The sequence below is a fragment of the Pseudomonas sp. LBUM1647 genome, assembly GCF_059716175.1.
Genome location: NZ_CP166809.1, coordinates 6,568,274 through 6,592,016 on the forward strand (window position 1 = coordinate 6,568,274; position 23,743 = coordinate 6,592,016).

General features: G+C 59.3%; 25 protein-coding genes and 1 other RNA gene. 13 read left to right on the forward strand and 13 right to left on the reverse strand.

Features of this window, described 5'->3' with window-relative positions:
- Window positions 1-26: 26 nt before the first annotated feature.
- Window positions 27-587: a YecA/YgfB family protein gene (locus ACA059_RS30385; protein WP_102616160.1), complete on the reverse strand. Its 561-nt coding sequence runs from the start codon at window positions 585-587 to the stop codon at window positions 27-29.
- A gap of 269 nt (window positions 588-856) precedes the next feature.
- On the opposite strand from ACA059_RS30385, the gene ACA059_RS30390 reads away from it, so the two are divergent.
- From ACA059_RS30390 to ACA059_RS30405, 4 genes are all read left to right on the forward strand, one after another.
- Complete coding sequence (locus ACA059_RS30390) at window positions 857-1,066, forward strand: TIGR02449 family protein (protein WP_007982902.1); 210 nt, start codon at window positions 857-859, stop codon at window positions 1,064-1,066.
- Entirely contained in the window at window positions 1,063-1,380 is a 318-nt protein-coding gene (locus tag ACA059_RS30395; protein WP_007942435.1) for a cell division protein ZapA, read from the forward strand. The genes ACA059_RS30390 and ACA059_RS30395 overlap by 4 nt, the downstream gene beginning before the upstream one ends.
- Window positions 1,381-1,410: 30 nt before the next feature.
- Window positions 1,411-1,589: non-coding RNA, 6S RNA (gene ssrS, locus ACA059_RS30400), on the forward strand.
- Window positions 1,590-1,675: 86 nt separating this feature from the next.
- The gene (locus ACA059_RS30405; protein WP_140675317.1) at window positions 1,676-2,281 is read left to right on the forward strand and encodes a 5-formyltetrahydrofolate cyclo-ligase; all 606 of its coding nucleotides are present in this window, start codon (window positions 1,676-1,678) and stop codon (window positions 2,279-2,281) included.
- 34 nt (window positions 2,282-2,315) lie between these two features.
- Here the strand turns inward: ACA059_RS30405 and ACA059_RS30410 are convergent, their stop codons facing one another.
- Complete coding sequence (locus tag ACA059_RS30410) at window positions 2,316-2,468, reverse strand: hypothetical protein (protein ID WP_008024268.1); 153 nt, start codon at window positions 2,466-2,468, stop codon at window positions 2,316-2,318.
- Window positions 2,469-2,669: 201 nt separating this feature from the next.
- On the opposite strand from ACA059_RS30410, the gene ACA059_RS30415 reads away from it, so the two are divergent.
- Complete coding sequence (locus ACA059_RS30415) at window positions 2,670-3,119, forward strand: EVE domain-containing protein (RefSeq protein ID WP_223429502.1); 450 nt, start codon at window positions 2,670-2,672, stop codon at window positions 3,117-3,119.
- Between the two features lie 106 nt (window positions 3,120-3,225).
- On the opposite strand, the gene ACA059_RS30420 is transcribed toward ACA059_RS30415, so the two are convergent.
- Window positions 3,226-3,633: a flagellar basal body-associated protein FliL gene (locus ACA059_RS30420; RefSeq protein ID WP_046053778.1), complete on the reverse strand. Its 408-nt coding sequence runs from the start codon at window positions 3,631-3,633 to the stop codon at window positions 3,226-3,228.
- 150 nt (window positions 3,634-3,783) lie between these two features.
- Here ACA059_RS30420 and ACA059_RS30425 point away from each other — a divergent pair, with 150 nt between their 5' ends.
- Window positions 3,784-4,761, forward strand: coding sequence for an NADPH:quinone oxidoreductase family protein (locus ACA059_RS30425; RefSeq protein WP_497632047.1), 978 nt, complete (start codon window positions 3,784-3,786; stop codon window positions 4,759-4,761).
- A 156-nt stretch (window positions 4,762-4,917) separates the two neighbouring features.
- Here the strand turns inward: ACA059_RS30425 and ACA059_RS30430 are convergent, their stop codons facing one another.
- Window positions 4,918-5,436 (reverse strand): energy transducer TonB, encoded by a 519-nt coding sequence (locus ACA059_RS30430; protein ID WP_497632048.1) that lies wholly within the window; start codon window positions 5,434-5,436, stop codon window positions 4,918-4,920.
- Between the two features lie 328 nt (window positions 5,437-5,764).
- On the opposite strand from ACA059_RS30430, the gene glpT reads away from it, so the two are divergent.
- Window positions 5,765-7,114 carry a glycerol-3-phosphate transporter gene (gene glpT / locus ACA059_RS30435; RefSeq protein WP_074871843.1) on the forward strand — a complete coding sequence of 450 codons (1,350 nt, stop codon included), beginning with the start codon at window positions 5,765-5,767 and terminating at the stop codon, window positions 7,112-7,114.
- Here the strand turns inward: glpT and ACA059_RS30440 are convergent.
- The 6 genes from ACA059_RS30440 to ACA059_RS30465 all read right to left on the reverse strand — a co-directional run bounded on the left by ACA059_RS30440 (window position 7,090) and on the right by ACA059_RS30465 (window position 13,315).
- A complete protein-coding gene (locus ACA059_RS30440; RefSeq protein WP_497632049.1) occupies window positions 7,090-7,758 on the reverse strand; it encodes a gamma-glutamylcyclotransferase in 669 nt (222 codons plus the stop codon). The genes glpT and ACA059_RS30440 overlap by 25 nt on opposite strands.
- Window positions 7,759-7,977: 219 nt before the next feature.
- A complete protein-coding gene (locus ACA059_RS30445) occupies window positions 7,978-8,946 on the reverse strand; it encodes a CDP-6-deoxy-delta-3,4-glucoseen reductase (protein WP_497632050.1) in 969 nt (322 codons plus the stop codon).
- Window positions 8,946-10,412 carry a 4-hydroxy-3-polyprenylbenzoate decarboxylase gene (gene ubiD, locus ACA059_RS30450; RefSeq protein WP_056738783.1) on the reverse strand — a complete coding sequence of 489 codons (1,467 nt, stop codon included), beginning with the start codon at window positions 10,410-10,412 and terminating at the stop codon, window positions 8,946-8,948. Before ubiD ends, ACA059_RS30445 begins: the two co-directional genes overlap by 1 nt.
- A 237-nt stretch (window positions 10,413-10,649) precedes the next feature.
- The gene (rho, locus tag ACA059_RS30455; protein WP_007942421.1) at window positions 10,650-11,909 is read right to left on the reverse strand and encodes a transcription termination factor Rho; all 1,260 of its coding nucleotides are present in this window, start codon (window positions 11,907-11,909) and stop codon (window positions 10,650-10,652) included.
- Between the two features lie 248 nt (window positions 11,910-12,157).
- Window positions 12,158-12,487 carry a thioredoxin TrxA gene (trxA, locus tag ACA059_RS30460; protein ID WP_008150340.1) on the reverse strand — a complete coding sequence of 110 codons (330 nt, stop codon included), beginning with the start codon at window positions 12,485-12,487 and terminating at the stop codon, window positions 12,158-12,160.
- Window positions 12,488-12,607: 120 nt separating this feature from the next.
- On the reverse strand, window positions 12,608-13,315 hold the full coding sequence (locus ACA059_RS30465; protein ID WP_497632051.1) for a FadR/GntR family transcriptional regulator: 708 nt from the start codon (window positions 13,313-13,315) through the stop codon (window positions 12,608-12,610).
- A 256-nt stretch (window positions 13,316-13,571) separates the two neighbouring features.
- On the opposite strand from ACA059_RS30465, the gene ACA059_RS30470 reads away from it, so the two are divergent.
- From ACA059_RS30470 to ppx, 5 genes are all read left to right on the forward strand, one after another.
- Entirely contained in the window at window positions 13,572-14,357 is a 786-nt protein-coding gene (locus tag ACA059_RS30470) for a transporter substrate-binding domain-containing protein (protein WP_123365100.1), read from the forward strand.
- A 21-nt stretch (window positions 14,358-14,378) separates the two neighbouring features.
- On the forward strand, window positions 14,379-15,059 hold the full coding sequence (locus ACA059_RS30475; RefSeq protein WP_497632052.1) for an amino acid ABC transporter permease: 681 nt from the start codon (window positions 14,379-14,381) through the stop codon (window positions 15,057-15,059).
- Window positions 15,056-15,706 carry an amino acid ABC transporter permease gene (locus ACA059_RS30480; protein WP_497632053.1) on the forward strand — a complete coding sequence of 217 codons (651 nt, stop codon included), beginning with the start codon at window positions 15,056-15,058 and terminating at the stop codon, window positions 15,704-15,706. The genes ACA059_RS30475 and ACA059_RS30480 overlap by 4 nt, the downstream gene beginning before the upstream one ends.
- Window positions 15,693-16,430 carry an amino acid ABC transporter ATP-binding protein gene (locus ACA059_RS30485; RefSeq protein WP_095126980.1) on the forward strand — a complete coding sequence of 246 codons (738 nt, stop codon included), beginning with the start codon at window positions 15,693-15,695 and terminating at the stop codon, window positions 16,428-16,430. The genes ACA059_RS30480 and ACA059_RS30485 overlap by 14 nt, the downstream gene beginning before the upstream one ends.
- 233 nt (window positions 16,431-16,663) lie before the next feature.
- On the forward strand, window positions 16,664-18,166 hold the full coding sequence (gene ppx, locus ACA059_RS30490; protein WP_497632054.1) for an exopolyphosphatase: 1,503 nt from the start codon (window positions 16,664-16,666) through the stop codon (window positions 18,164-18,166).
- A 227-nt stretch (window positions 18,167-18,393) separates the two neighbouring features.
- Here ppx and ppk1 read toward each other — a convergent pair whose 3' ends face one another.
- The gene (gene ppk1 / locus ACA059_RS30495) at window positions 18,394-20,616 is read right to left on the reverse strand and encodes a polyphosphate kinase 1 (protein WP_497632055.1); all 2,223 of its coding nucleotides are present in this window, start codon (window positions 20,614-20,616) and stop codon (window positions 18,394-18,396) included.
- An 18-nt stretch (window positions 20,617-20,634) separates the two neighbouring features.
- On the reverse strand, window positions 20,635-21,648 hold the full coding sequence (hemB, locus tag ACA059_RS30500) for a porphobilinogen synthase (RefSeq protein WP_497632056.1): 1,014 nt from the start codon (window positions 21,646-21,648) through the stop codon (window positions 20,635-20,637).
- A 208-nt stretch (window positions 21,649-21,856) separates the two neighbouring features.
- Here hemB and ACA059_RS30505 point away from each other — a divergent pair, with 208 nt between their 5' ends.
- A complete protein-coding gene (locus ACA059_RS30505) occupies window positions 21,857-22,489 on the forward strand; it encodes a DedA family protein (protein ID WP_497269239.1) in 633 nt (210 codons plus the stop codon).
- Here ACA059_RS30505 and ACA059_RS30510 read toward each other — a convergent pair.
- On the reverse strand, window positions 22,470-23,705 hold the full coding sequence (locus ACA059_RS30510) for a sterol desaturase family protein (RefSeq protein ID WP_497632057.1): 1,236 nt from the start codon (window positions 23,703-23,705) through the stop codon (window positions 22,470-22,472). The two genes, ACA059_RS30505 and ACA059_RS30510, sit on opposite strands and share 20 nt — an antisense overlap.
- Window positions 23,706-23,743 lie beyond the last annotated feature (38 nt).

A 23,743-nucleotide genomic window follows, 5' to 3' on the forward strand; every position in this document is an offset into this window, starting at 1 on the left:
GGCAGATGGCTTTCCCTGGCACGCGATTAATGCAACGACGGTTTGGCGGCAGCCGGCGCGTCCGGCTTTTTGTTTTCGGTGAACAGCAGCAGCGGCGCGACGCGCAGGTACTCCATCACTTCCATGTAATCGCTTTCGCCGTCGTCGGACTCTTCCAGGGCGTCTTGCACCTGTGAAATAGCCGCCAGATCCTGAAGTACTTCGGTGGCCTCGGTGCTCAGCATGCTGCTGTCACGGCAGTTCAGGCCGAAACCGCTGAGGAAACCCTGGCACCATTGGCCCAGCGCGGCGGCGCGGTCGGCCAGTGGCTCGTCATCGGTCGGCAGCAGCAGAACGACGGTCACGTCGTCGCCGGTGAGCTCGCCCTTGACCATCTCTTGCAGGCCGATCAAGGCGTTACGGACATTATCTTGCGGCTCGCTTTCGAGCAGCTCGGCGGCATCGACCAGCCAGCCTTCGGCATCGAAACCGGCACCGGCGCAACTGCGGCCGAGCAGCAGGCCATGCAGTTCGGCAGGCGAGACGTTATGACCGCTGGAAGTCAGCAGTTTGGCGAAGGCTTGGTACGGGGAATTCTGAATGGGCATGGGCAGCTAGGCGCCAGACGGCGCTATGTCTAGAATGAAGGCCTTGTATCCTACATCGACAGACTCGCCAAGACTATTAAAGGCTGTCCGCCAGCCAGGGTCTGTACGAAACTCGCCGAGCGGCGATCAGGCAAGGCAAAAATAGGCGAGCAAGCGGAGTGTAGGGCCCTACATGAGCATTGCGAGCCTGTTTTTAACGCTGCATGATCGACGCGCAGGCAGTTTCGGACAGAGCCTGCCACCCATCTGACACAATTTCAGTGGCCCCTATGGAAGACACCGACCTGCAAGCGCTAATGGCCAGACTCGAACTGCTAATTACCCGCGTCGAGCAACTAAAGAGTCAAAACGGACTCCTATTAGCTCAGGAAAAGACCTGGCGCGAGGAACGCGCTCACCTCATTGAAAAGAACGAAATCGCCCGGCGTAAGGTCGAATCAATGATTTCGCGCCTCAAGGCCCTGGAGCAAGACTCATGAGTTCAAGCAATAGCGTTACCGTGCAGATCCTCGATAAAGAATATTCGATCATCTGCCCCCAGGAAGAGCGCAGCAACCTGGTGAGCGCCGCCCGTTACCTGGACGGCAAAATGCGCGAAATCCGCAGCAGCGGCAAAGTCATCGGCGCCGATCGCATCGCCGTGATGGCCGCCCTGAACATCACTCACGATCTTCTGCACAAGGAAGAACGCCCGGATGTGCAGGCCAGCGGCTCGACCCGTGAGCAGGTTCGCGACCTGCTGGATCGCGTCGATCTGGTGCTCGCAACCGATCCGGACGTCACCAAGGGCTGAAACGCGAAACCGCTTGGGGTATACTCGCAACACTCCCTGGGGTGCTTGCCAGTTGGCGATGTCCCTGAGCCGATTTGCTATACCCTGGAGGTTGCACGTTGGGCTGGTGTGCATGTCCGCTAGACGGAAAGCCTTAAAGCCTACTGCATCTTCCACCTTGAACTTTCGGGTTCAAGGGCTAAGTCGACAGCGGTACATCCGGGGAGCCTGATTCCAGTCCGATGCCGGTTTAAATACCGGCATCGGCTTTTTTACGGGTACGCTTTATCTACCCGCACTGCCGAAGCCCGAATTCATGACCGAACCTGCGCTGCTGCCCCGCCCGCAACTTCGACGCATGCTGCGCAAGGCCCGCCGCGCACTGACTCCCAGTCAACAACGCCAGGCCGCTCGCGGGCTGTACAAGCAATTGGCCCAGCAGCCGTTGTTTCGCCGCGCAAAACACATCTCCCTTTATCTACCCACCGACGGGGAAATCGACCCGCGTGTTTTGCTGCGTGCGGCTCAACGTCGGGGAAAGGCGACGTATCTGCCGGTGCTCAGCGCCTGGCCACGAACCAAAATGGTGTTCCAGCGAATTCGCCCCGGTGAAAAACTGAAACCCAACCGCTTTCGTATTCTCGAACCCCGGCACAACCTCGCCCGGCAACGCAAAGTCTGGGCGCTCGATCTGGTGCTTTTGCCATTGGTGGGATTTGACGATGTCGGCGGACGCCTGGGCATGGGCGGTGGTTTCTACGATCGAAGCCTGGCGTACCTGGCACGACGTAAAAACTGGCGCAAGCCGACGCTATTGGGGCTGGCCCATGAATGTCAGAAGGTCGAACGATTGGCTCAAGCGAGTTGGGATGTGCCGTTACAGGGAACGGTGACAGACAAGGCGCGGTATTTCGCCGGCTAAACGCCACTGGAATCAGCGGCGTCCGAAGACAGGTTCAGCGTTTGAAGGCCGACGGCTGTTGTTGCTGCGCGATTTCGATCGGAGCGTCGGTCTTGTTGCTCCACAGGCTTTGGGCATAGCCAGTGGTCACGACGCCGAGGCCGAACAAAATAACCAAAATCCATAGTAAATCCGGTTTGCGTTTCATCGATTGCCCCCCAAAGGCACATCAACACGATGACAGCAGCGGTTTCCGTTGTAGGTGTAGGCCGTGCAGCAGCGTCAAGCTTAGAAGGCCGGCATTTTGCGACAACGTGAACCGACACGCAAACGCTGGCGTCAACCGACCGTCGGTTTGTCATAAAATTCCCCGACAACTTGCCCACCCACTTCGCAAGGAGCAAAAACCATGGCTTATTGGCTAATGAAATCCGAGCCCGACGAGCTCTCGATCAAGGGCCTGGAGACGCTTGGCAAAGCGCGCTGGGACGGGGTTCGCAACTACCAGGCGCGTAATTTTCTGCGGGCCATGGCCGTAGGCGACGAGTTTTTCTTCTATCACTCCAGCTGCCCCGAACCGGGGATCGCCGGGATCGGAAAGATCGTCGAAGCCGCGTATCCGGACCCGACGGCGCTAGAGCCGGAGAGTCATTACTACGACCCGAAGGCCACGGCAGAGAAAAACGCCTGGAGCGCGATCGATGTCGCGCATGTCGAGACGTTTCCCAAAGTGCTTAAGCTGGACTACCTGAAACAGCAGACGGCGCTGGCCGAGATGCCGCTGGTGCAGAAAGGTTCGCGACTGTCGGTGATGCCGGTGACGGCCGAGCAGTGGGCTGCTGTTATTGCGTTGCGCTGACGGACACCAAAAGATCGCAGCCTTCGGCAGCTCCTACAGGGAACTGCGCTCGGTGTAGGAGCTGCCGAAGGCTGCGATCTTGGCAATCATTCAGACAAACCAAGACTCACTGGATAATAAGGTTGTTGAACAACAGATCCTCAACCACCGGGTTGCCGGTTTCGTCGTTCATGATTTGCTGGGTCTGCTTCAGGGCTTCCTGACGCAGCTTTTCCTTGGCCTCGACGTTGTTCATCGCCTCAGTGGTCTGCTGGGCAAACAACGCCACCAGTTGATTACGAATCAACGGCTCATTGGCTTTCACCAGTTTGGTCGCCTCATCACCGGTTACTCGCAACGCTACGTCGGCCTTGTAGACCTTGAGCTTCGGCGTACCGTCCAACCCGTAATTGCCCACGAACGGCGGGCTCAGGGTGATGTAATTGACCTTCGGAGCTGCACCTTCTTTGGCTTCTTCGGCCATCGCTGCCACAGGCAGAGACAGGGCCAGCAACAACATGATCCACGCTTTCACAATTCGCTCCTTATCCGGTTTGCGGCCTAGCATAACGACCCGCCGCTCAAGCACAAGCTTATGGCTGACTATCAGGGTCGGGCATGCTCGTTGACCCATCGACTCACACACCTACACTTATCGGCCATCACTCCCAAAGGAATAGCCCTGATGAAAGCCGTGCTGTGCAAAGCCTTCGGCCCTGCCGAATCGCTGGTGCTGGAGGACGTCGCCAGTCCTGTCGCGAAGAAGAATGAAATCCTGCTGGACGTGCACGCCGCCGGGGTGAACTTCCCAGACACGCTGATCATCGAGGGCAAATATCAGTTCAAACCGCCCTTCCCGTTTTCCCCGGGTGGCGAAGCGGCGGGCGTGGTCAGCGAAGTAGGCGAAAAGGTCAGCCACCTCAAGGTCGGCGACCGGGTCATGGCGCTGACCGGCTGGGGCAGTTTCGCCGAACAGGTCGCGGTGCCGGGCTACAACGTGCTGCCCATCCCACCATCGATGGACTTCAACACCGCCGCCGCGTTCAGCATGACTTACGGCACTTCGATGCACGCGCTCAAGCAACGGGGCAAACTGCAACCGGGTGAAACCTTGCTGGTTCTCGGCGCTTCCGGCGGCGTCGGTCTGGCCGCCGTGGAAATCGGCAAAGCCATGGGCGCCCGCGTGATCGCCGCCGCCAGCAGCGCCGAAAAACTCGCGGTGGCGAAGGCTGCCGGTGCCGATGAGCTGATTAACTACAGCGAAACCAGCCTCAAGGACGAAATCAAGCGCCTGACCGATGGCCAGGGCGCCGACGTGATCTACGACCCGGTGGGCGGCGACCTATTCGACCAGGCCATCCGCGCCATTGCGTGGAACGGCCGTCTGCTGGTGGTGGGCTTTGCCAGCGGACGCATTCCCGAATTCCCGGTCAACCTCGCTCTGCTCAAAGGCGCCTCAGTGGTCGGCGTGTTCTGGGGCTCGTTTGCCCAGCGTCAGCCTCAGGACAACGCTGCGAACTTCCAGCAATTGTTTGGCTGGTTTGCCGAAGGCAAGTTGAAGCCGTTGGTGTCGCAGGTGTATCCACTGAGCAATGCGGCACAGGCAATCAATGATCTTGGCCAGCGCAAAGCGGTTGGGAAAGTGGTGGTTCAGGTTCGCTGAACCCAATGCAGCGGTCTGGAATTCAAATGAAGTTGTTCAGACCGCTTTTTATTGTCCGGGACTAAAGCAACTTCCGAATATCCTCCGGCAGCAAACTCATGTATTTACGGACAGGGCTCGCCCGGCAATCTCTGACGATTTTCGGTACCTGCTTATTCAGTTGGCAATCAACGCCAGACGCTGCTCATTCTGCAACTGTGTCGTATAAATCACGTTCGACAGATAGGCGCGAGTGTAATCAAACACTTTTGAATCAACCCACGCGTACTCCGGAAAATCGACCAACGCCTCATTGAGGTCACGACATCTCAATTGTTTGAGCCACTTGTTGGTATGAATGGGCGTGTCCAGATCCAGTCTAAAAACCATCGGCGCGGTCACTTCCTGTTCGGCAGGTTTGTCGCCTCCTGCCGTCCACGGTTTAAAGCGCCACTGCGCTATCGCCTTCCGGGTCGCTTCGGCAAGATCAGGATGGTCGCTTTGCAAAATCCTCACATTGCTGACCGAGCCATCGGCATTGGCAGTGAACCTGACTCGAACTTCACCCGTTATGCCTGCCCTGAAAAGCGCACTGGGGTAAATCGGCTTGGGATTGTTTTCCGGTATGAGAAACACTTCCTCGGCCCGAACACCAACCGACACAACCAACAAAAGCACACACGCAAACCACCGCATAACCCCTCCCCCTTCGCAACTGAAATGCCAGAGCTGGCAGCTGCGTAAAGGTTAAGGCTCGACGACTGGGAACAGAACGCCACGACTTCCCATTCATACGAAGGACATTTCCCAAAGCCTCGTCCTACGCTGGACCGAAATGCGGCACGTAGACCCGCAAGTAACGTTTCCCACAACGCCCTACATTTATACCTGAGCGACATGTTCATAAAAGAACATGCAATCTCCAGCATTTCCGCTGTTTGGCCGATGCGAACCGGTGCTATTTTCGGTAACGAAACTGTAACATTCGCATCCGCAGTCAAAACAAGAAATCTGGAGCTCTTGAATGTTTGCTTTCTTTCGTCCTGCCGCACATCAGGCTCCATTGCCTGAAGAAAAAATAGACAACACCTACCGACGCCTTCGCTGGCAGATCTTCGCCGGTATTTTTATCGGCTACGCCGGCTATTACCTGCTGCGCAAAAACTTCTCCCTGGCCATGCCTTATCTGATTGAAGAGGGCTATACCCGCGGTGAGCTGGGCCTGGCGCTGTCGGCCATCGCCATTGCCTACGGCCTGTCCAAGTTCCTGATGGGCATCGTGTCCGACCGTTCCAATCCGCGTTTCTTCCTGCCCTTCGGCCTGTTGGTATCGGCCGGTGTGATGTTCATATTCGGCTTCGCGCCCTGGGCGACGTCCAGCGTGACCATCATGTTCATCCTGCTCTTTATCAATGGCTGGGCCCAGGGCATGGGCTGGCCGCCGAGTGGGCGGACGATGGTGCACTGGTGGTCGCAGAAGGAACGCGGTGGCGTAGTGTCCTTGTGGAACGTGGCGCATAACGTCGGTGGTGGCCTGATCGGTCCGCTGTTCCTGCTCGGCATGGGCCTGTTCAATGACTGGCATGCGGCGTTTTACGTGCCGGCGGCGGTCGCCATGGCCGTGGCGGTGTTTGCCTTCGTCACCATGCGCGACACCCCGCAATCGGTGGGCCTGCCGCCCATCGAGAAGTACAAGAACGACTACCCGGAAGGCTACGACGCCAGCCACGAAGAAGAATTCAGCGCCAAGGAAATCTTCGTCAAGTACGTGCTACGCAACAAAATGCTCTGGTACATCGCCCTGGCCAACGTCTTCGTCTACCTGTTGCGCTACGGCGTGCTGGACTGGGCACCGACCTACCTCAAGGAAGCCAAGGGCTTCACCGTGGATAAAACCTCGTGGGCCTACTTCTTCTACGAATGGGCAGGTATTCCGGGCACGCTGTTGTGTGGCTGGATGTCGGACAAGATCTTCCGGGGCAACCGTGGCCTGACCGGCATGGTGTTCATGGCTTTGGTGACCGTGGCGACCCTGGTGTACTGGCTCAACCCGGCGGGCAACCCGACAGTCGACATGATCGCGCTCGTCTCGATCGGCTTCCTGATTTACGGCCCGGTGATGCTGATCGGCCTGCAAGCGCTGGAATTGGCACCGAAGAAAGCCGCCGGTACGGCAGCGGGCTTCACGGGTCTGTTCGGCTATCTGGGGGGTTCGGTCGCGGCCAGTGCAGCGATGGGCTACACCGTGGACCACTTCGGCTGGGACGGCGGTTTCGTGCTGCTGATCGGCGCATGCTTACTGGCGATGGCCTTCCTTGCGCCGACGCTGTGGCACAAACAAGTCGCCAGTCAGAGTCGCGAAGCAATCGCCTGATCAGCCTTTGATTTGCAGCGCTTGAGCCGCGCCTCCAGATTCCGGTCTGGCATGGCGTGGCTACGCAGGGCGTGGGCGGTCTGCTCGACATAATCGCGAGTAGTGCCGTAACGCCCGCAAGCGTTTTCGAACACGTGGCTCAGCACGTGATCCGGCAAGTTGCCCGCATAGCTGGGCAGATGCCGCTCCAACACAAACCCCAACGCCTGAACCTGACTTCCGTCTTCAAGACGGCAGTTGAGCCAGTGTGGGCGATAGGACGGGAATGGCATTTCGCGCTGCCAAAGTGCGTAGAGAGAGGCTTCGAGTTGTTCTTCAGGCAAGCGATAGGCGAAGCCGCTGCAAGAACCACCGCGATCCAGGCCGAATACCAGCCCAGGCACTTCGGGTGTGCCGCGATGTTCGTGGGACCATAAATACAAACCGCGATGGTAGCCATGCACACGACCACGCACTCGCTCCGCCGCTGCACATTCAGGACGCCAGATCAGCGAGCCGTAAGCGAACAGCCACACCGGCCCGCCCTTGTGGCGTGCCATCGTCGACTGCATTGAGCTGAGCAATTGTTCGTGCGTGAGCTGCGGCCCCAGATCGAGCCGCGGAGGGTAAGCCAGATTCAGAAAAGCAGATTCAATGGCGCTCATGGCGATTAGCGTTCAGCTCCCCGCGGGTGAAGAATTATTTAATAGAACGCACCGCTGTAACAATAAGGCACATATGTTTTAAGGCAATTTAAGTGCCATGGCACAGTTCTTAAATATTTGCCTGGATGACATATAACCTACCGGCATTTATATAATTTTATAAATACCGATCGGCTATATAGGGAGTTATAACGATTAAGAGCGGATCAAGATCGAGGATCAAGATCGAGGCGCGTATGCAAACACGTCGGCACGCATCTGATGCGCATCCATACCCGCTTCGACCAGAGCATCCAGCGTGCCGTAGACCATGGCCGGAGAGCCGCTGGCGTAGACATGCAAGGGTTTCAGATCCGGGAAGTCCTCACACACCGCCTCATGCAACATCCCGCAGCGCCCCTGCCAGCCGCATTGATCGCTGACGACTTTATGCAGGAATAGATTGGGCAGTTTCAGCCATTCATCCCAATGTTCGATGGCATAAAAATCTTCAGGACGACGCACGCCCCAATACAGATGCACCGGATGTTTGAAGCCCGTCGCACGGCAATGTTCGATCAGGCTATGGATCTGGCCCATGCCGGTGCCCGCGGCAATCAGCACCAGCGGACCGTCCGGCAGTTCCGCCAGATGGGTGTCGCCGAACGGCATTTCGATCCGCACCATCGGGTTGCGTTGCAACTGGTCGATCAGGCTCTGCGCACTGCTTTCGCGCGCCAGTACATGAATTTCCAGATCACGCCCGCCATGCGGTGCCGAGGCCAGGGAGAACGCGGATTTCTCACCGTTCTCGCGCTCGATCATCAAGTACTGACCGGCGTGATAGCGCGGTGGCTTGCCGGCTGGCGCTCGCAGACGCACACGCCAGGTATCGCCGCCGACGTCCCTGCATTCAATGACCTGACACGACAAGCTGCGCACCGGCAATTCTCCCAGCGCGAGCACGCCATCCCACAGCACGATGCAGTCTTCCAGCGGCTCTGCTATGCAAGTGTAGAACTCGCCATGGTCGCGCACACCGCCGTCCTGTTCGACCCGCCCTTCCACCAGCAGTGCGGCGCACACGTGGCAATTGCCGTTTCGACAGCTTTGCGGGCATTCATAGCCCAGACGCCGCGCGCCATCGAGAATCCGCTCGCCGGGCAGAATCTGTAGCACTGCTCCGGAGGGCTGCAAGGTTACACGCATCAATCTATTCCTAACTGATTCCAGATGGCATCGATCCGCTGGGTAACGGCTTCGTCCTTGACGATCACCCGGCCCCACTCGCGAGTGGTTTCGCCCGGCCATTTATGCGTGGCATCGAGCCCCATCTTCGAACCCAGGCCGGAAACCGGCGAGGCGAAGTCCAGGTAATCGATCGGCGTGTTGTCGATCATCACCGTGTCGCGCTTGGGGTCCATGCGCGTGGTGATGGCCCAGATCACGTCGTTCCAGTCGCGTGCGTTAATGTCGTCATCAGTGACGATAACGAACTTGGTGTACATGAACTGTCGCAAAAACGACCAGACACCCAGCATTACCCGCTTGGCATGGCCGGGATACGACTTCTTCATGGTCACGATGGCCATGCGGTACGAGCAGCCTTCGGGCGGCAGGTAGAAGTCGGTGATCTCGGGGAACTGCTTCTGCAGGATCGGCACGAACACTTCGTTCAGCGCCACGCCGAGAATCGCCGGCTCATCCGGTGGACGGCCGGTGTAGGTGCTGTGATAAATCGGTTTGATGCGGTGGGTGATGCGCTCGACGGTGAACACCGGGAAGCTGTCGACTTCGTTGTAGTAGCCGGTGTGGTCGCCGTACGGGCCTTCATCGGCCATTTCGCCCGGATGGATCACGCCTTCAAGGATGATCTCGGCGGTCGCCGGGACCTGCAAGTCGTTGCCACGGCACTTCACCAGCTCGGTGCGGTTGCCGCGCAACAAGCCGGCGAAAGCGTATTCGGAAAGGCTGTCCGGCACAGGAGTCACCGCGCCGAGAATGGTCGCCGGGTCAGCACCCAGCGCCACGGACACCGGGAACGGCTGGCCAGGATGCTTCTCGCACCACTCGCGGTAATCCAGCGCGCCGCCACGGTGACTGAGCCAGCGCATGATGACCTTGTTGCGGCCGATCACTTGTTGACGGTAGATGCCGAGGTTCTGGCGATCCTTGTTCGGGCCTTTGGTGACGGTCAGGCCCCAAGTGATCAGCGGGCCAACATCGCCCGGCCAGCAGGTCTGCACCGGCAGCATCGCGAGGTCGACGTCGTCGCCTTCGATGACCACTTCCTGACACACCGCGTCTTTGACGACTTTCGGTGCCATGGCGATGATCTTGCGGAAGATCGGCAGCTTGGACCAGGCATCTTTCAGGCCTTTGGGCGGCTCGGGTTCCTTGAGGAACGCCAGCAGCTTGCCGATCTCGCGCAATTCGCTGACCGCTTCTGCGCCCATGCCCAGCGCCACGCGCTCAGGGGTGCCGAACAGGTTGCCGAGCACCGGGATGTCATAACCCGTGGGCTTTTCGAAAAGCAGGGCTGGACCTTTGGCCCGTAAGGTGCGGTCGCAGACCTCGGTCATTTCGAGCACTGGGGACACCGGAACCTGGATGCGCTTGAGTTCGCCGCGCTTTTCCAGGCCGCTGATAAAGTCGCGCAAGTCGCGATACTGCATGCGTGAGCCTCGTGTTGGCCGTGCCGTTCGGGGGTGGCAGTTTAGCGCCGAACCCCTCTATTCAGAACCACGAACTGCCGGTTCATCAAAAATCAGATAGCAAAAAGCCGGGTTTCCCCGGCTCTAGTGCCCTGTATGGCTGTCTCTGTTAGTCAACTTCGGCGCCGCAAGCTCATATCCTGCGGCATCCGAATTTGAACTAACGAGACAGCCACACAGGGCACATCCCTTATCGACTTACTTGCGTTTCATCGACAGGAAGAACTCATCGTTGGTCTTGGTCGTTTTCAGCTTGTCGACCAGGAACTCGATGGCAGCGATTTCGTCCATCGGGTGCAGCAGCTTGCGAAGGATCCACATGCGTTGCAACTCGTCGTCGGCTGTCAGCAACTCTTCGCGGCGGGTGCCGGAACGGTTGATGTTGATGGCCGGGAAGACGCGTTTTTCGGCGATACGACGATCCAGCGGCAGTTCCATGTTGCCCGTGCCTTTGAATTCTTCGTAGATCACTTCGTCCATCTTCGAGCCGGTTTCAACCAGCGCGGTGGCGATGATGGTCAGCGAACCGCCTTCTTCGATGTTCCGCGCGGCACCGAAGAAACGTTTCGGTTTCTCCAGGGCGTGGGCATCGACACCACCGGTGAGTACTTTGCCGGAGCTCGGGATCACGGTGTTGTAGGCGCGAGCCAGACGGGTGATGGAGTCGAGCAGAATCACTACGTCTTTCTTGTGTTCGACCAGGCGCTTGGCCTTCTCGATCACCATTTCGGCAACCTGCACGTGGCGGGTTGGCGGCTCATCGAACGTCGAGGCAACCACTTCGCCGCGCACGGTGCGCTGCATTTCGGTTACTTCTTCCGGACGTTCGTCGATCAGCAAAACGATCAGATGAACTTCAGGATTGTTACGCGCGATGTTGGCTGCAATGTTCTGCAGCATGATGGTTTTACCGGCTTTCGGCGGTGCAACGATCAGACCGCGCTGGCCTTTGCCGATCGGGGCGCACAGGTCGATGACACGACCGGTCAAGTCTTCGGTGGAACCGTTGCCGGCTTCCATCTTCATGCGCACGGTCGGGAACAGCGGGGTCAGGTTCTCGAAGAGAATCTTGTTTTTCGCGTTCTCGGGACGATCGTAGTTGATCGTGTCGACCTTGAGCAGCGCGAAATAACGCTCGCCTTCCTTTGGAGGACGGATCTTGCCAACGATGGTGTCACCGGTGCGCAAGTTGAAGCGACGGATCTGACTCGGCGAGACGTAGATATCGTCTGGGCCGGCGAGATAGGAAGCGTCAGCGGAGCGAAGGAAGCCGAAGCCGTCCTGGAGAATCTCCAGCACGCCATCACCGGAGATTTCCTCGCCGCTTTTAGCGTGCTTTTTGAGCAGGGAGAAAATCACGTCCTGCTTGCGCGAACGGGCCATATTTTCTATGCCCATCTGTTCGGCCAATTCGAGCAGTTCGGTAATCGGCTTTTGCTTGAGTTCAGTCAGATTCATATAGGAATGACGTAATCATTTATGGAGGGGGGGAAATTAAGCTTTTGGCTTAATGAGGCCGCGCCGCAGAGAAGGCGACAGGATCGCGTACTTATTCGAAAAGGAGTGCGTCGGCGACGGCTAGCAGGGGGCAGTGGAGAAACCAGTGCGGGGCCGAATGTACCACCTGAGTTTCGGAGCGTCTAGCCCTCAATAACGAAAAGGCCCCGCGATGTGCGGGGCCTTTTTGATGACGCTTTAAACGACGCTTAGATGTTGGCGTCGAGGAAAGCAGCCAGTTGCGACTTCGACAGTGCGCCGACCTTGGTGGCTTCAACGTTGCCGTTTTTGAACAACATCAGAGTCGGGATACCACGCACGCCGTGCTTGGCCGGGGTTTCCTGGTTCTCGTCGATGTTCAGTTTGGCAACGGTCAGCTTGCCTTTGTAGGTTTCAGCAATTTCGTCCAGAACAGGAGCGATCATTTTGCAAGGGCCGCACCATTCAGCCCAGTAGTCGACCAGTACAGCGCCTTCGGCCTTGAGGACGTCGACGTCGAAGCTAGCGTCGGTGACGTGTTTAATAAGATCGCTGCTCATGGAAGTCTCCAGGTTGTAAGCAAAAAAACGTGGCCCATCATAGCCGCCCTTCCCTCGTTCAGGAAGGTGCAGATGATTGAGTCTCGCTATGGTGCCGCATGAGTTTGGGTATAGCCCAAGTCACGAGGTGGCGGGAGCGACGAAGGCAATTCCTGTACGCAGTGCCGCGTTACGCACATGTTCGTGCATGGCCTTCTGCGCTGCGCCGGACGCCCGCCGGGCCAGTGCGCGGAGGATTTTGCGGTGTTCCTGCCAGGTTTCCATGGCCCGCTCTGCCCGGATGAACGGTAATTTCTGGCTCTCCAGAAAAATGTCGGCGCTGGCCGTCAGAATGCTCAGCATCGCCTGATTACCGCTCGCCAGCAGGATGCGCCGGTGAAACTCGAAATCCAGTCGCGCCGCGGCCTCGAAGTCGCCGGCCTTCAATTCGAGGCGCATGGCGGCGACGTTATCTTCCAGAGCATCGAGCTCGTGAGTACTCAGGGTCACCGCCGCCAAACCGGCGGCAAAACCTTCCAGGGCATAGCGCAACTGGAAGATATCCAGCGGCGAGGCCTGGGCCGCGAACGGCCAACTCAGCCCCGCATCACCTCGCGGCAAATCAACCGGTGACTGCACGAACACACCTTTGCCCGGCTGGATGCTGATCACCCCCAACGCACTCAATGACGACAACGCTTCGCGCAGCGACGCCCGACTGACCCCCAATTGCACCGCCAAATCCCGTTGCGAGGGCAAGGCATCGCCCGGCCCGAAACCTTGCTCGGTGATGAGTTTACGGATGGCTTGCAGCGCCACTTCAGGTACGGCGCGGGAGATCGAGTTCATGGTTTTTCAGACGAACCAGGCCAATGAGCGGTTAGTTGTAAAGCTATTCGCGACGCCCGGCAAGTCGTGCCCCATGGGGGTTCGACGAATTCCGGCGATGCGCTATCGGGGTGCGAAACGCCGCCAAACTGTTCAGACCAGTAAGACCGAACGAATCCAGCAAAACCGTGGCCTGCGGCATCCAAAACCAACTCTTGGCACGGCCCATGCTCTGTCGATTCGCAGAATTTACTTCTCGCCGATTCGGAGATTTGCCATGACCCAGCGTTACAGCGCCCTCCTCGCAGCCCTGTTTGCCAGCCTGATGCTGAGCCAGGCGCCCGCCCACGCCGACGGTCTGGAGGATGTGGTCAAGCGCGGCGTCCTCAAGGTTGCCGTGCCTCAGGACTTCCCGCCCTTCGGCTCGGTCGGCCCGGACATGAAACCGCGCGGCCTGGACATCGATACTGCAAAACTGCTGGCCGACCAACTCAAGGTCAAACTCGAGCTGACGCCGGTCAACAGCACCAACCGCATTCCGTTCCTGACCACCGGCAAGGTCGATCTGGTGATCTCCAGCCTCGGCAAGAACCCCGAGCGCGAGAAAGTCATCGACTTCTCCCGTGCCTACGCACCGTTCTACCTCGCCGTATTCGGCCCGCCGGATGCCGACATCAAAGGCCTGGACGACCTCAAGGGCAAAACCATCAGCGTCACCCGTGGCGCCATCGAAGACATCGAGCTGACCAAAGTCGCGCCCGAAGGCGTGACCATCAAGCGCTTCGAAGACAACAACTCGACCATCGCCGCTTACCTCGCCGGGCAAGTTGATCTGATCGCCAGCGGCAACGTGGTGATGGTGACCATCAGCGAACGCAACCCGAAACGCATTCCGGCGCTGAAAGTGAAGCTCAAGGATTCGCCGGTCTACGTCGGCGTGAACAAAAACGAGCCGGCGCTGCTGGACAAGGTCAACCAGATCCTCGCCACCGCCAAGACCGACGGCGCGCTGGAGAAGAACTCCCGGACCTGGCTCAAAGAGCCGCTACCGGCCGATCTCTGATCGTCGTTGCGGAGACTGAACATGGCTTATCAGTTCGATTTCATGCCGGTGGTGCAAAACACCGACCTGCTGCTGCGCGGAGCACTGTTCACCCTTGAACTGACGGCCATTGGCGCAGTGCTCGGGGTGAGTCTGGGCATCGTCGGGGCGCTGGTGCGGGCGTGGAACATCCGTCCGTTCGCCGGCATTTTTGGGGTCTACGTCGAGTTGATTCGCAACACGCCGTTTCTGGTGCAGTTGTTTTTCATCTTCTTCGGCCTGCCGTCACTGGGTGTGCAGATTTCGGAATGGCAGGCGGCGGTGCTGGCGATGGTGATCAACCTCGGCGCCTATTCCACCGAGATCATCCGCGCCGGCATTCAAGCAATCCCTCGAGGACAGCTTGAAGCCGCTGCGGCGCTGGCAATGACGCGCTTCGAAGCCTTCCGCCACGTGGTGCTGCTGCCGGCGCTGGGCAAGGTCTGGCCGGCGCTGAGCAGCCAGATCATCATCGTCATGCTGGGCTCCGCGGTCTGCTCACAGATCGCCACCGAAGAGCTGAGTTTCGCCGCCAACTTCATTCAGTCGCGCAACTTCCGCGCCTTTGAAACCTATGCGCTGACCACACTGCTCTACCTGTGCATGGCGCTGCTGATCCGCCAGTTGCTGAACTGGATTGGCCGCCGGTTTATAGCAAGAAGCAGCGCAAGGACCAGCCAATGAGCGATTTCACCTTCTGGGACGTCGTACGCAACCTGCTCACCGGCCTGCAATGGACCTTGGCGCTGTCGCTGGTGGCATTTATCGGTGGCGGACTGATCGGCTTGCTGATCATGGTCATGCGCATCTCGAAAAAAGCCCTGCCCCGCAGCTTCGCCCGCACCTACATCGAACTGTTCCAAGGCACGCCGCTGTTGATGCAGCTGTTTCTGGTGTTCTTCGGTGTGGCGTTGGCAGGGGTGGAGATTTCGCCGTGGATGGCCGCGGCGATCGCCCTGACGCTGTTCACCAGCGCCTACCTGGCGGAGATCTGGCGCGGTTGCGTCGAATCGATCCCCAACGGCCAGTGGGAAGCCTCATCGAGCCTGGCGCTGAACCCGCTGGAGCAACTGCGCTACGTGATCCTGCCGCAAGCGCTGCGGATCGCCGTGGCGCCGACCGTGGGCTTCTCGGTGCAAGTGGTCAAAGGCACCGCCGTCACCTCAATCATCGGCTTCACCGAACTGACCAAGACCGGCGGCATGCTCGCCAACGCCACCTTCGAACCGTTCATGGTCTACGGCCTCGTGGCCCTCGGTTACTTCCTGCTCTGTTACCCCTTGTCCCTCAGTGCGCGCTACCTGGAAAGGAGACTGCATGCCTCTGCTTAGAATTTCGGCGCTGCATAAATATTACGGCGACCACCACGTGCTCAAAGGCATCGACCTGAGTGTCGAGGAAGGCCAGGTGGTGGCGATCATCGGTCGCAGCGGTTCGGGAAAATCCACCTTGTTGCGCACCCTCAATGGCCTGGAGTCGATCAACGATGGCGTGATCGAAGTCGATGGCGAATACCTCGACGCCGCGCGTGCCGATCTGCGCAGCTTGCGACAGAAAGTCGGGATGGTGTTCCAGCAGTTCAACCTGTTCCCGCACCTGACGGTCGGCGAAAACGTGATGCTCGCGCCGCAAGTGGTGCAGAAAGTGCCAAAAGCCAAGGCGGCCGAACTGGCGCGGGAGATGTTGGAACGGGTCGGGCTGGGGGAAAAATTCGATGCCTTCCCGGATCGGTTATCTGGCGGGCAGCAACAGCGGGTGGCGATTGCCCGGGCGCTGGCGATGTCGCCGAAGGTCTTGCTGTGCGATGAGATTACCTCGGCGCTGGACCCGGAGTTGGTCAACGAGGTGTTGAGCGTGGTCCGGCAATTGGCCAAGGAAGGGATGACGTTGATTATGGTCACCCATGAAATGCGTTTTGCCCGGGAGGTTGGGGATAAGTTGGTGTTCATGCACCAGGGCAAGGTGCATGAGGTCGGGGATCCGAAGATTCTGTTCGCGAATCCGCAGACGGCGGAGCTGGCGAATTTCATTGGGACGGTGGAAGCGGCGGGCTGATAGCTCTTCAGCGCCCGTGAGGCCGCCTTCGCGAGCAAGCCCGCTCCCACAGTTGACCGCGTTCTCACTGAGGAACTCGGTTAAATGTGGGAGCGGGCTTGCTCGCGAAGAGGCCATCAGCCGCGGCGCAGGTACCCCGCAGTTAAAGATCGCAGCCTTCGGCAGCTCCTACGCGTTGGCGGCAGCGTTTGATCGTGGCACGATGTCGAGGTTATCGACCGAGACCCCTGACCATGCCGCAATCCCAAGCCAAGAATCTGTCCCTGATCGCCGCAATCGACCTGGGCTCCAACAGCTTTCACATGGTCGTGGCCAAGGCCCAGAACGGCGAAATCCGTATTCTCGAACGTCTCGGGGAGAAGGTTCAGCTGGCCGCCGGCATCGACGATGAGCGTCAGCTCAGTGAAGAATCCATGCAACGCGGGCTCGATTGCCTCAAGCGTTTTGCCCAACTGATCAACGGTATGCCGCCCGGCGCCGTGCGGATCGTCGGCACCAACGCCCTGCGTGAAGCCCGTAACCGCGGCGAATTCATCCGCCGCGCTGAAGAAATTCTCGGCCACCCGGTGGAAGTCATCTCCGGTCGTGAAGAAGCACGCCTGATTTACCTCGGCGTTTCCCACACCCTCGCCGACACCCCGGGCAAACGCCTGGTGGCCGACATCGGCGGCGGCAGTACCGAATTCATCATTGGCCAGCGCTTTGAACCGCTGCTGCGCGAAAGCCTGCAAATGGGCTGCGTCAGCTACACCCAGCGCTATTTCAAGGACGGCAAGATCACCCCGGCCCGCTACGCCCAGGCGTACACCGCGGCGCGGCTGGAGATCATGAGCATCGAACATGCCCTGCATCGCCTGACCTGGGATGAAGCAATCGGCTCCTCGGGCACCATCCGCGCCATCGGCCTGGCGCTGAAGGCCGGCGGTCATGGCACTGGCGAGGTCAACGCCGAAGGCCTGGCCTGGCTCAAGCGCAAACTGTTCAAACTGGGCGATGCCGACAAGATCGATTTCGAAGGCATCAAGCCCGACCGCCGGGCGATCTTCCCGGCGGGTCTGGCGATTCTCGAAGCGATCTTCGACGCGCTCGAGCTGCAACGCATGGACCACTGTGAAGGCGCCCTGCGCGAAGGCGTGCTCTATGATCTGTTGGGCCGTCATCATCACGAAGACGTCCGTGAGCGCACCCTCAGCTCGTTGATGGAGCGTTATCACGTCGATCTGGAACAAGCGGTGCGCGTTGAGCGCAAGGCGTTGCATGCTTTCGATCAAGTGGCTGAGGATTGGGAGCTGGATGACGGGGTCTGGCGTGAATTGCTCGGCTGGGCGGCCAAGGTGCACGAAGTGGGCCTGGACATCGCTCACTATCACTACCACAAGCACGGCGCCTACCTGATCGAGCACTCGGACCTGGCCGGGTTCTCCCGCGAAGACCAGCAAATGCTCGCGCTACTGGTGCGCGGCCACCGGCGCAATATCCCCAAGGACAAGTTTGCCGAGTTCGGCGATGAAGGCATCAAGCTGATTCGCCTGTGCGTGCTGCTGCGCTTTGCGATTCTGTTCCATCACATCCGCGGCACCCAGGAAATGCCCCAGGTCCTCCTACAGGCCAATGGCGACAGCCTGGATGTGTTGTTCCCGGAAAACTGGCTGGACGAAAACCAGCTGACCCAGGCCGACTTCGGCCTGGAAGCGGAATGGCTGACCCGCGTCGGCTTCACCCTGAACGTCCGCTAACACCGTTTCTGTGGCGAGGGGATTTATCCCCGTTCGGCTGCGAAGCAGTCGTGAAATCAGTGAATTCGGTCTGCCTGATGTACCACCGTGGCAGTTTTTGGGGCTGCTTCGCAGCCCAACGGGGATAAATCCCCTCGCCACAGAGATCCCCTCGCCACAGGTAGGTAGCTAAAACCAAAAAGGGCGATCCATATGGATCGCCCTTTTTTTGCCCAACCGAATCTGCGTTAACGCACGGCCAGAATCGGGCTGCCCAAACGCTCCAGCAAAGTCGCCTGCGCGCTGCGCGGGTTCTGGTTGCCCGTCGGCGTGTTGCGGATATAACGACCGTCCGCCTGCAGGCTCCAGCTGTGAGTGTTATCGGTGAGATACAGCTCCAGCTCTTTCTTGACCCGCATAATCAGCTTCTTGCCCTCGACCGGGAAGCAAGTCTCGACGCGCTTGTCGAGGTTGCGCTCCATCCAGTCGGCGCTGGACAGGAACATCTGCTCTTCGCCGCCATTGAGGAAGTAGAAGACCCGGGTGTGCTCCAGGAAACGCCCGATGATCGAGCGCACGTGGATGTTGTGCGAAACCCCGGCGATGCCCGGACGCAGGCAGCACATGCCGCGCACCACCAGATCGATACGCACCCCGGACTGACTGGCCTTGTACAGCGCGCGGATGATCTTCGGATCGGTCAGCGAGTTGAACTTGGCGATGATGTGCGCCGGTTTGCCATCGAGGGCGAACTGGGTCTCCCGGGCAATCATGTCGAGCATGCCCTTCTTCAACGTGAACGGCGCGTGCAGCAGCTTCTTCATGCGCAGCGTTTTACCCATGCCGATCAGCTGACTGAACAGTTTGCCAACGTCTTCACACAAGGCGTCATCCGAGGTCAGCAGGCTGTAGTCGGTGTACAGACGGGCGTTGGCCGCGTGGTAGTTGCCGGTACCCAAGTGGGCGTAACGGACAATCTCGCCGGCTTCGCGACGCAAGATCAGCATCATCTTGGCGTGGGTCTTGAAGCCGACCACGCCGTAAATCACCACCGCACCGGCCGCTTGCAGACGGCTGGCCAGTTGCAGGTTGGACTCTTCATCGAACCGCGCACGCAATTCGATCACCGCGGTGACCTCTTTGCCGTTACGCGCCGCATCCACCAGCGCATCGACGATTTCCGAGTTGGCGCCAGAGCGGTACAGGGTCTGACGGACCGCCAAAACATGCGGGTCCTTGGCAGCCTGGCGCAGCAGGTCGACCACCGGGGTGAATGACTCGAACGGGTGCAGCAACAGGATGTCCTGCTTGCTGATCACGCTGAAGATGTTCTCGCTGTTCTGCAGCAGTTTCGGGATCTGCGGGGTGAACGGCACGTATTGCAGGTCACGCTGACTGTCCAGACCGGTGATGCTGAACAGGCGGGTCAGGTTGACCGGACCGTTGACCTGATACAGCTCGGTCTCGTGCAGGTTGAACTGCTTGAGCAAGTAGTCGGACAAGTGTTTCGGGCACGTGTCGGCGACTTCCAGGCGCACCGCGTCACCGTAACGACGCGAGAACAACTCGCCGCGCAGGGCGCGGGCCAGGTCTTCTACATCTTCGGTGTCGACGGCGAGGTCGGCGTTTCGGGTCAGACGGAACTGGTAGCAGCCCTTGACCTTCATGCCCTGGAACAGGTCATCGGCGTGCGCATGGATCATCGACGACAGGAACACGTAGTTGTCGCCCGAGCCGCCCACTTCTTCCGGCAACTTGATGACGCGCGGAAGCAGACGTGGCGCCGGGATGATCGCCAGACCGGAATCGCGGCCGAAGGCGTCGATACCTTCGAGCTCGACGATGAAGTTCAGGCTCTTGTTCACCAGCAACGGGAACGGGTGCGTCGGGTCGAGGCCGATCGGGGTAATGATCGGCGCGATCTCGTCGCGGAAATAGCGGCGCACCCAGGTTTTGATCTTGGTGGTCCAGTGACGCCGGCGGATGAAGCGGACCTGATGTTTTTCCAGCTCCGGCAACAGAATGTCGTTGAGGATCGCGTACTGGCGGTCGACGTGACCGTGCACCAGTTCGCTGATGCGGGCCAGGGCCTGGTGCGGTTGCAGGCCATCGGCGCCGGCCTGTTCACGGGCGAAGGTGATCTGCTTCTTCAGGCCGGCCACACGAATCTCGAAGAACTCGTCCAGGTTGCTGGAGAAGATCAGCAGAAACTTCAGCCGCTCCAGCAACGGGTAGGACTCATCCAGCGCCTGCTCCAGCACGCGGATGTTGAACTGCAGTTGCGAGAGCTCGCGATGGATGTACAGGCTGCTGTCATCCAGGCCGGGAATGGCAATCGCCGGCGCCGCCGCAGCAGGCTCGGCCACCGCCGCGGGTGGAGCAGGCTCCAGTTCCGGCGGGGTTTCGGCGATTTGCTCCACCACAGGTTGAGCGTCTTTTACGGCAACTTCAGTGAGCACTTCGGTATTCATCGAATGTTCCTGGGAGGGCTATTTTTGCTCTCGTAACAATTGAGCAGCACGGACGGCAAAGTAAGTCAGGATGCCATCAGCGCCTGCACGTTTAAAAGCGGTCAGGGATTCGAGGATAACCCCTTCGCTCAACCAGCCATTCTGGATTGCCGCCATGTGCATGGCGTATTCACCGCTGACCTGATAAACAAAGGTCGGCACTTTAAATTCTTCTTTGACCCGGTAGAGGATGTCCAGATACGGCATGCCTGGCTTGACCATGACCATGTCCGCGCCTTCTGACAAGTCCGCCGCCACTTCGTGCAGGGCTTCGTTGCTGTTGGCCGGGTCCATCTGATAGGAGGCCTTGTTGGCCTTGCCCAGGTTCAGCGCCGAACCGACCGCATCGCGGAACGGGCCGTAATAGGCGCTGGCGTACTTCGCCGAGTAGGCCATGATCCGCACATTGATGTGATCGGCCAGTTCCAGCGCTTCGCGGATCGCCTGGATGCGCCCGTCCATCATGTCCGACGGGGCCACCACCTGAGCGCCGGCTTCGGCGTGGGACAGCGCCTGCTTGACCAGTGCGTCGACGGTGATGTCGTTCTGCACGTAGCCTTCTTCGTCGAGGATACCGTCCTGGCCATGAGTGGTGAACGGGTCCAGAGCGACGTCAGTGATCACACCCAACTCAGGAAATTGCGCACGCAATGCGCGGGTGGCGCGCTGGGCAATGCCGTTCGGGTTCCAGGCTTCGGCGGCGTCCAGAGACTTGAGCCCCGGCGGCGTCACCGGGAACAGTGCCAGCGCCGGAATCCCCAGCTCGACCCACTTGGCCGCTTCTTCAAGCAACAGATCGATGGTCAGGCGCTCGACGCCCGGCATCGACGCCACCGCTTCGCGACGGTTTTCACCGTCCAGCACGAACACCGGCAGGATCAGATCGTCGACGGTCAGAACGTTTTCACGGACCAGTCGACGCGAAAAATCATCACGGCGATTGCGACGCAGGCGGGTTGCTGGAAACAAACGGTTGGCGGGGGTAAAGCTCACGGCAGACTCCTGAGCCCGCGCTGGCGGGCGAGCGTGACAGTTATAAGCGGCCATTATGACCAACGTATGACAGTTATGTGCATCCCTGCGTCACGTAGCCGCATTCCATTGTCCTTGTAGGAAATGTTCACGTCGAGACACATTTGGACACTTTCATGAATGTTCCCGAAGGGTTAGGCTGCGCGTTCATTTCGCCAGCATCCAGACAATGCTCCAACAATTTCTTCAGGAATTCGGCTACTTCGCCCTCTTTCTCGGCACGTTTTTCGAAGGCGAAACCATTCTGGTGCTCGCGGGCTTCCTCGCGTTCCGCGGATACATGGACCTCAAAGTGGTCATGATCGTGGCGTTCCTCGGCAGTTATGCCGGTGATCAGCTGTGGTATTTCCTGGGGCGCAAGCACGGCCGCAAGTTGCTGGCACGCAAACCGCGCTGGCAATTGATGGGCGACCGGGCGCTGGAACACATCCGCAGGCACCCGGACATCTGGGTACTGAGCTTCCGCTTTGTCTATGGCCTGCGCACGGTGATGCCGGTGGCGATCGGCCTGTCGGGCTATCCGCCGGGACGTTATCTGCTGCTCAACGGGATTGGTGCCGCGATCTGGGCCGCGGCGCTGGCTGCCGCCGCCTATCACTTCGGTGCGGTGCTCGAAGGCATGCTCGGCAGCGTCAAGAAGTACGAGCTGTGGGTGCTCGGCGCCCTGCTGATACTGGGCTTTTGCCTGTGGCTGCGCCGACGCTTCAAGAACGCTCGTCTGGCGAAGAAGATCTACGCCGACGAGCAGGCCTTGAAAGCTGAACAAGCCAAAACCAACGAACCTACGACGCCAGCCGAGTGAAACGGTTTCTGCAGCAGTAGAGACCGATACCGCTGAGCAGGCTGTAACTCAGCAGGCCGACCCAACCTGCCGCGCTGGCCGGCCACAGCCCAACGACCGGTGCCAGCCACACCAGCGGCACATTCGACGCCAGGCGCAGCAGCTCCAGCTTCAGCGCCCACGGGCGATTCTCCAGGGCCACGCCCAACGTAAACAAACCCAGCGCCACAGCACTCCAGCCGAGCACCAGCGCGGCGGTTGGCAAACTCTGCTCCAGGTTCATCAAGTAGCTGCCCAGCGCGATGTAGACGCAGAACTGCAACACGACGTAAAGCTGCTGACGCCCGTCCAGCGGCACCTCGAATTTACGGAACTGACTCAGGTCTGGCTTGTTCATCGGGTACTTGGCCGCCACGTCCGCCGGCCGCCAACCGGTGCGCATGAACCAGATGCGCAGCTTGTCCCATTTGCTTTGTGCACGCCGCGCGTCATCCCACAGTTGGGCGTAGAACTGCACGTTCGCCCACAACGGATTCCAGCTCGTGAGCGGCGTGGTGACACCGAAAATCACCGGTTCGTTATCGTCCTCTTCCTGGAACGAGCCAAATAGACGGTCCCAAACAATGAACACCCCGCCGTAGTTGCGATCCATGTAGAGAGCGTTCTGTGCATGGTGAGCCCGATGATTGGACGGCGTGACAAAGAACCACTCGAACCAGCCGAGCTTGGGAATGTGTTTGGTATGCACCCAGAATTGGTACAGCAAGTTCAGCGAGGCGACGCTGAAGAACACCAGCAGCGGCACGCCGAGCACGGCCATCGGCAGATAGAAAATCCAGCTCAACAGGAAGCCGGTACTGGTCTGGCGCAGCGCCGTGGACAGGTTGTAATCCTCGCTCTGGTGATGCACCGAATGCGCCGCCCAGAGGATGTTGCGTTCATGGCCCATGCGATGCAGCCAGTAGTAGCAGAAGTCGTAGAGGACGAAGGCGAATATCCAGACCCAAACGCTGTCGGCCGAGAGCTCGAACAGCGCCAGGTGCTTGAGGGCAAACGCATACGTCACCAGGCCGACGCCTTTGGTCAACAGGCCGGTGGTGGTCGACAGCACGCCGGTGCTCATGCTGTTGATCGCGTCCGCCACACGATAATTGCTCACCCCGCGCCAACGGTCGGCCAGCAGTTCGACGGCAATCAGCACAAAGAAAAACGGCACCGCATACAGAATGAAGTCCATGACGCGCCCTGATCGGAATCTTGAGGACAGATCCTAGG

Coding starts and splice junctions, on each gene's coding strand:
- ACA059_RS30385 (WP_102616160.1), bottom strand. CDS start 587: ATGCCCATTCAGAATTCCCCGTACCAAGCCTTCGCCAAACTGCTGACT.
- ACA059_RS30390 (WP_007982902.1), top strand. CDS start 857: ATGGAAGACACCGACCTGCAAGCGCTAATGGCCAGACTCGAACTGCTA.
- ACA059_RS30395 (WP_007942435.1), top strand. CDS start 1,063: ATGAGTTCAAGCAATAGCGTTACCGTGCAGATCCTCGATAAAGAATAT.
- ACA059_RS30405 (WP_140675317.1), top strand. CDS start 1,676: ATGACCGAACCTGCGCTGCTGCCCCGCCCGCAACTTCGACGCATGCTG.
- ACA059_RS30410 (WP_008024268.1), bottom strand. CDS start 2,468: ATGAAACGCAAACCGGATTTACTATGGATTTTGGTTATTTTGTTCGGC.
- ACA059_RS30415 (WP_223429502.1), top strand. CDS start 2,670: ATGGCTTATTGGCTAATGAAATCCGAGCCCGACGAGCTCTCGATCAAG.
- ACA059_RS30425 (WP_497632047.1), top strand. CDS start 3,784: ATGAAAGCCGTGCTGTGCAAAGCCTTCGGCCCTGCCGAATCGCTGGTG.
- ACA059_RS30430 (WP_497632048.1), bottom strand. CDS start 5,436: ATGCGGTGGTTTGCGTGTGTGCTTTTGTTGGTTGTGTCGGTTGGTGTT.
- glpT (WP_074871843.1), top strand. CDS start 5,765: ATGTTTGCTTTCTTTCGTCCTGCCGCACATCAGGCTCCATTGCCTGAA.
- ACA059_RS30440 (WP_497632049.1), bottom strand. CDS start 7,758: ATGAGCGCCATTGAATCTGCTTTTCTGAATCTGGCTTACCCTCCGCGG.
- ACA059_RS30445 (WP_497632050.1), bottom strand. CDS start 8,946: ATGCGTGTAACCTTGCAGCCCTCCGGAGCAGTGCTACAGATTCTGCCC.
- ubiD (WP_056738783.1), bottom strand. CDS start 10,412: ATGCAGTATCGCGACTTGCGCGACTTTATCAGCGGCCTGGAAAAGCGC.
- rho (WP_007942421.1), bottom strand. CDS start 11,909: ATGAATCTGACTGAACTCAAGCAAAAGCCGATTACCGAACTGCTCGAA.
- trxA (WP_008150340.1), bottom strand. CDS start 12,487: ATGAGCAGCGATCTTATTAAACACGTCACCGACGCTAGCTTCGACGTC.
- ACA059_RS30465 (WP_497632051.1), bottom strand. CDS start 13,315: ATGAACTCGATCTCCCGCGCCGTACCTGAAGTGGCGCTGCAAGCCATC.
- ACA059_RS30470 (WP_123365100.1), top strand. CDS start 13,572: ATGACCCAGCGTTACAGCGCCCTCCTCGCAGCCCTGTTTGCCAGCCTG.
- ACA059_RS30475 (WP_497632052.1), top strand. CDS start 14,379: ATGGCTTATCAGTTCGATTTCATGCCGGTGGTGCAAAACACCGACCTG.
- ACA059_RS30480 (WP_497632053.1), top strand. CDS start 15,056: ATGAGCGATTTCACCTTCTGGGACGTCGTACGCAACCTGCTCACCGGC.
- ACA059_RS30485 (WP_095126980.1), top strand. CDS start 15,693: ATGCCTCTGCTTAGAATTTCGGCGCTGCATAAATATTACGGCGACCAC.
- ppx (WP_497632054.1), top strand. CDS start 16,664: ATGCCGCAATCCCAAGCCAAGAATCTGTCCCTGATCGCCGCAATCGAC.
- ppk1 (WP_497632055.1), bottom strand. CDS start 20,616: ATGAATACCGAAGTGCTCACTGAAGTTGCCGTAAAAGACGCTCAACCT.
- ACA059_RS30505 (WP_497269239.1), top strand. CDS start 21,857: ATGCTCCAACAATTTCTTCAGGAATTCGGCTACTTCGCCCTCTTTCTC.
- ACA059_RS30510 (WP_497632057.1), bottom strand. CDS start 23,705: ATGGACTTCATTCTGTATGCGGTGCCGTTTTTCTTTGTGCTGATTGCC.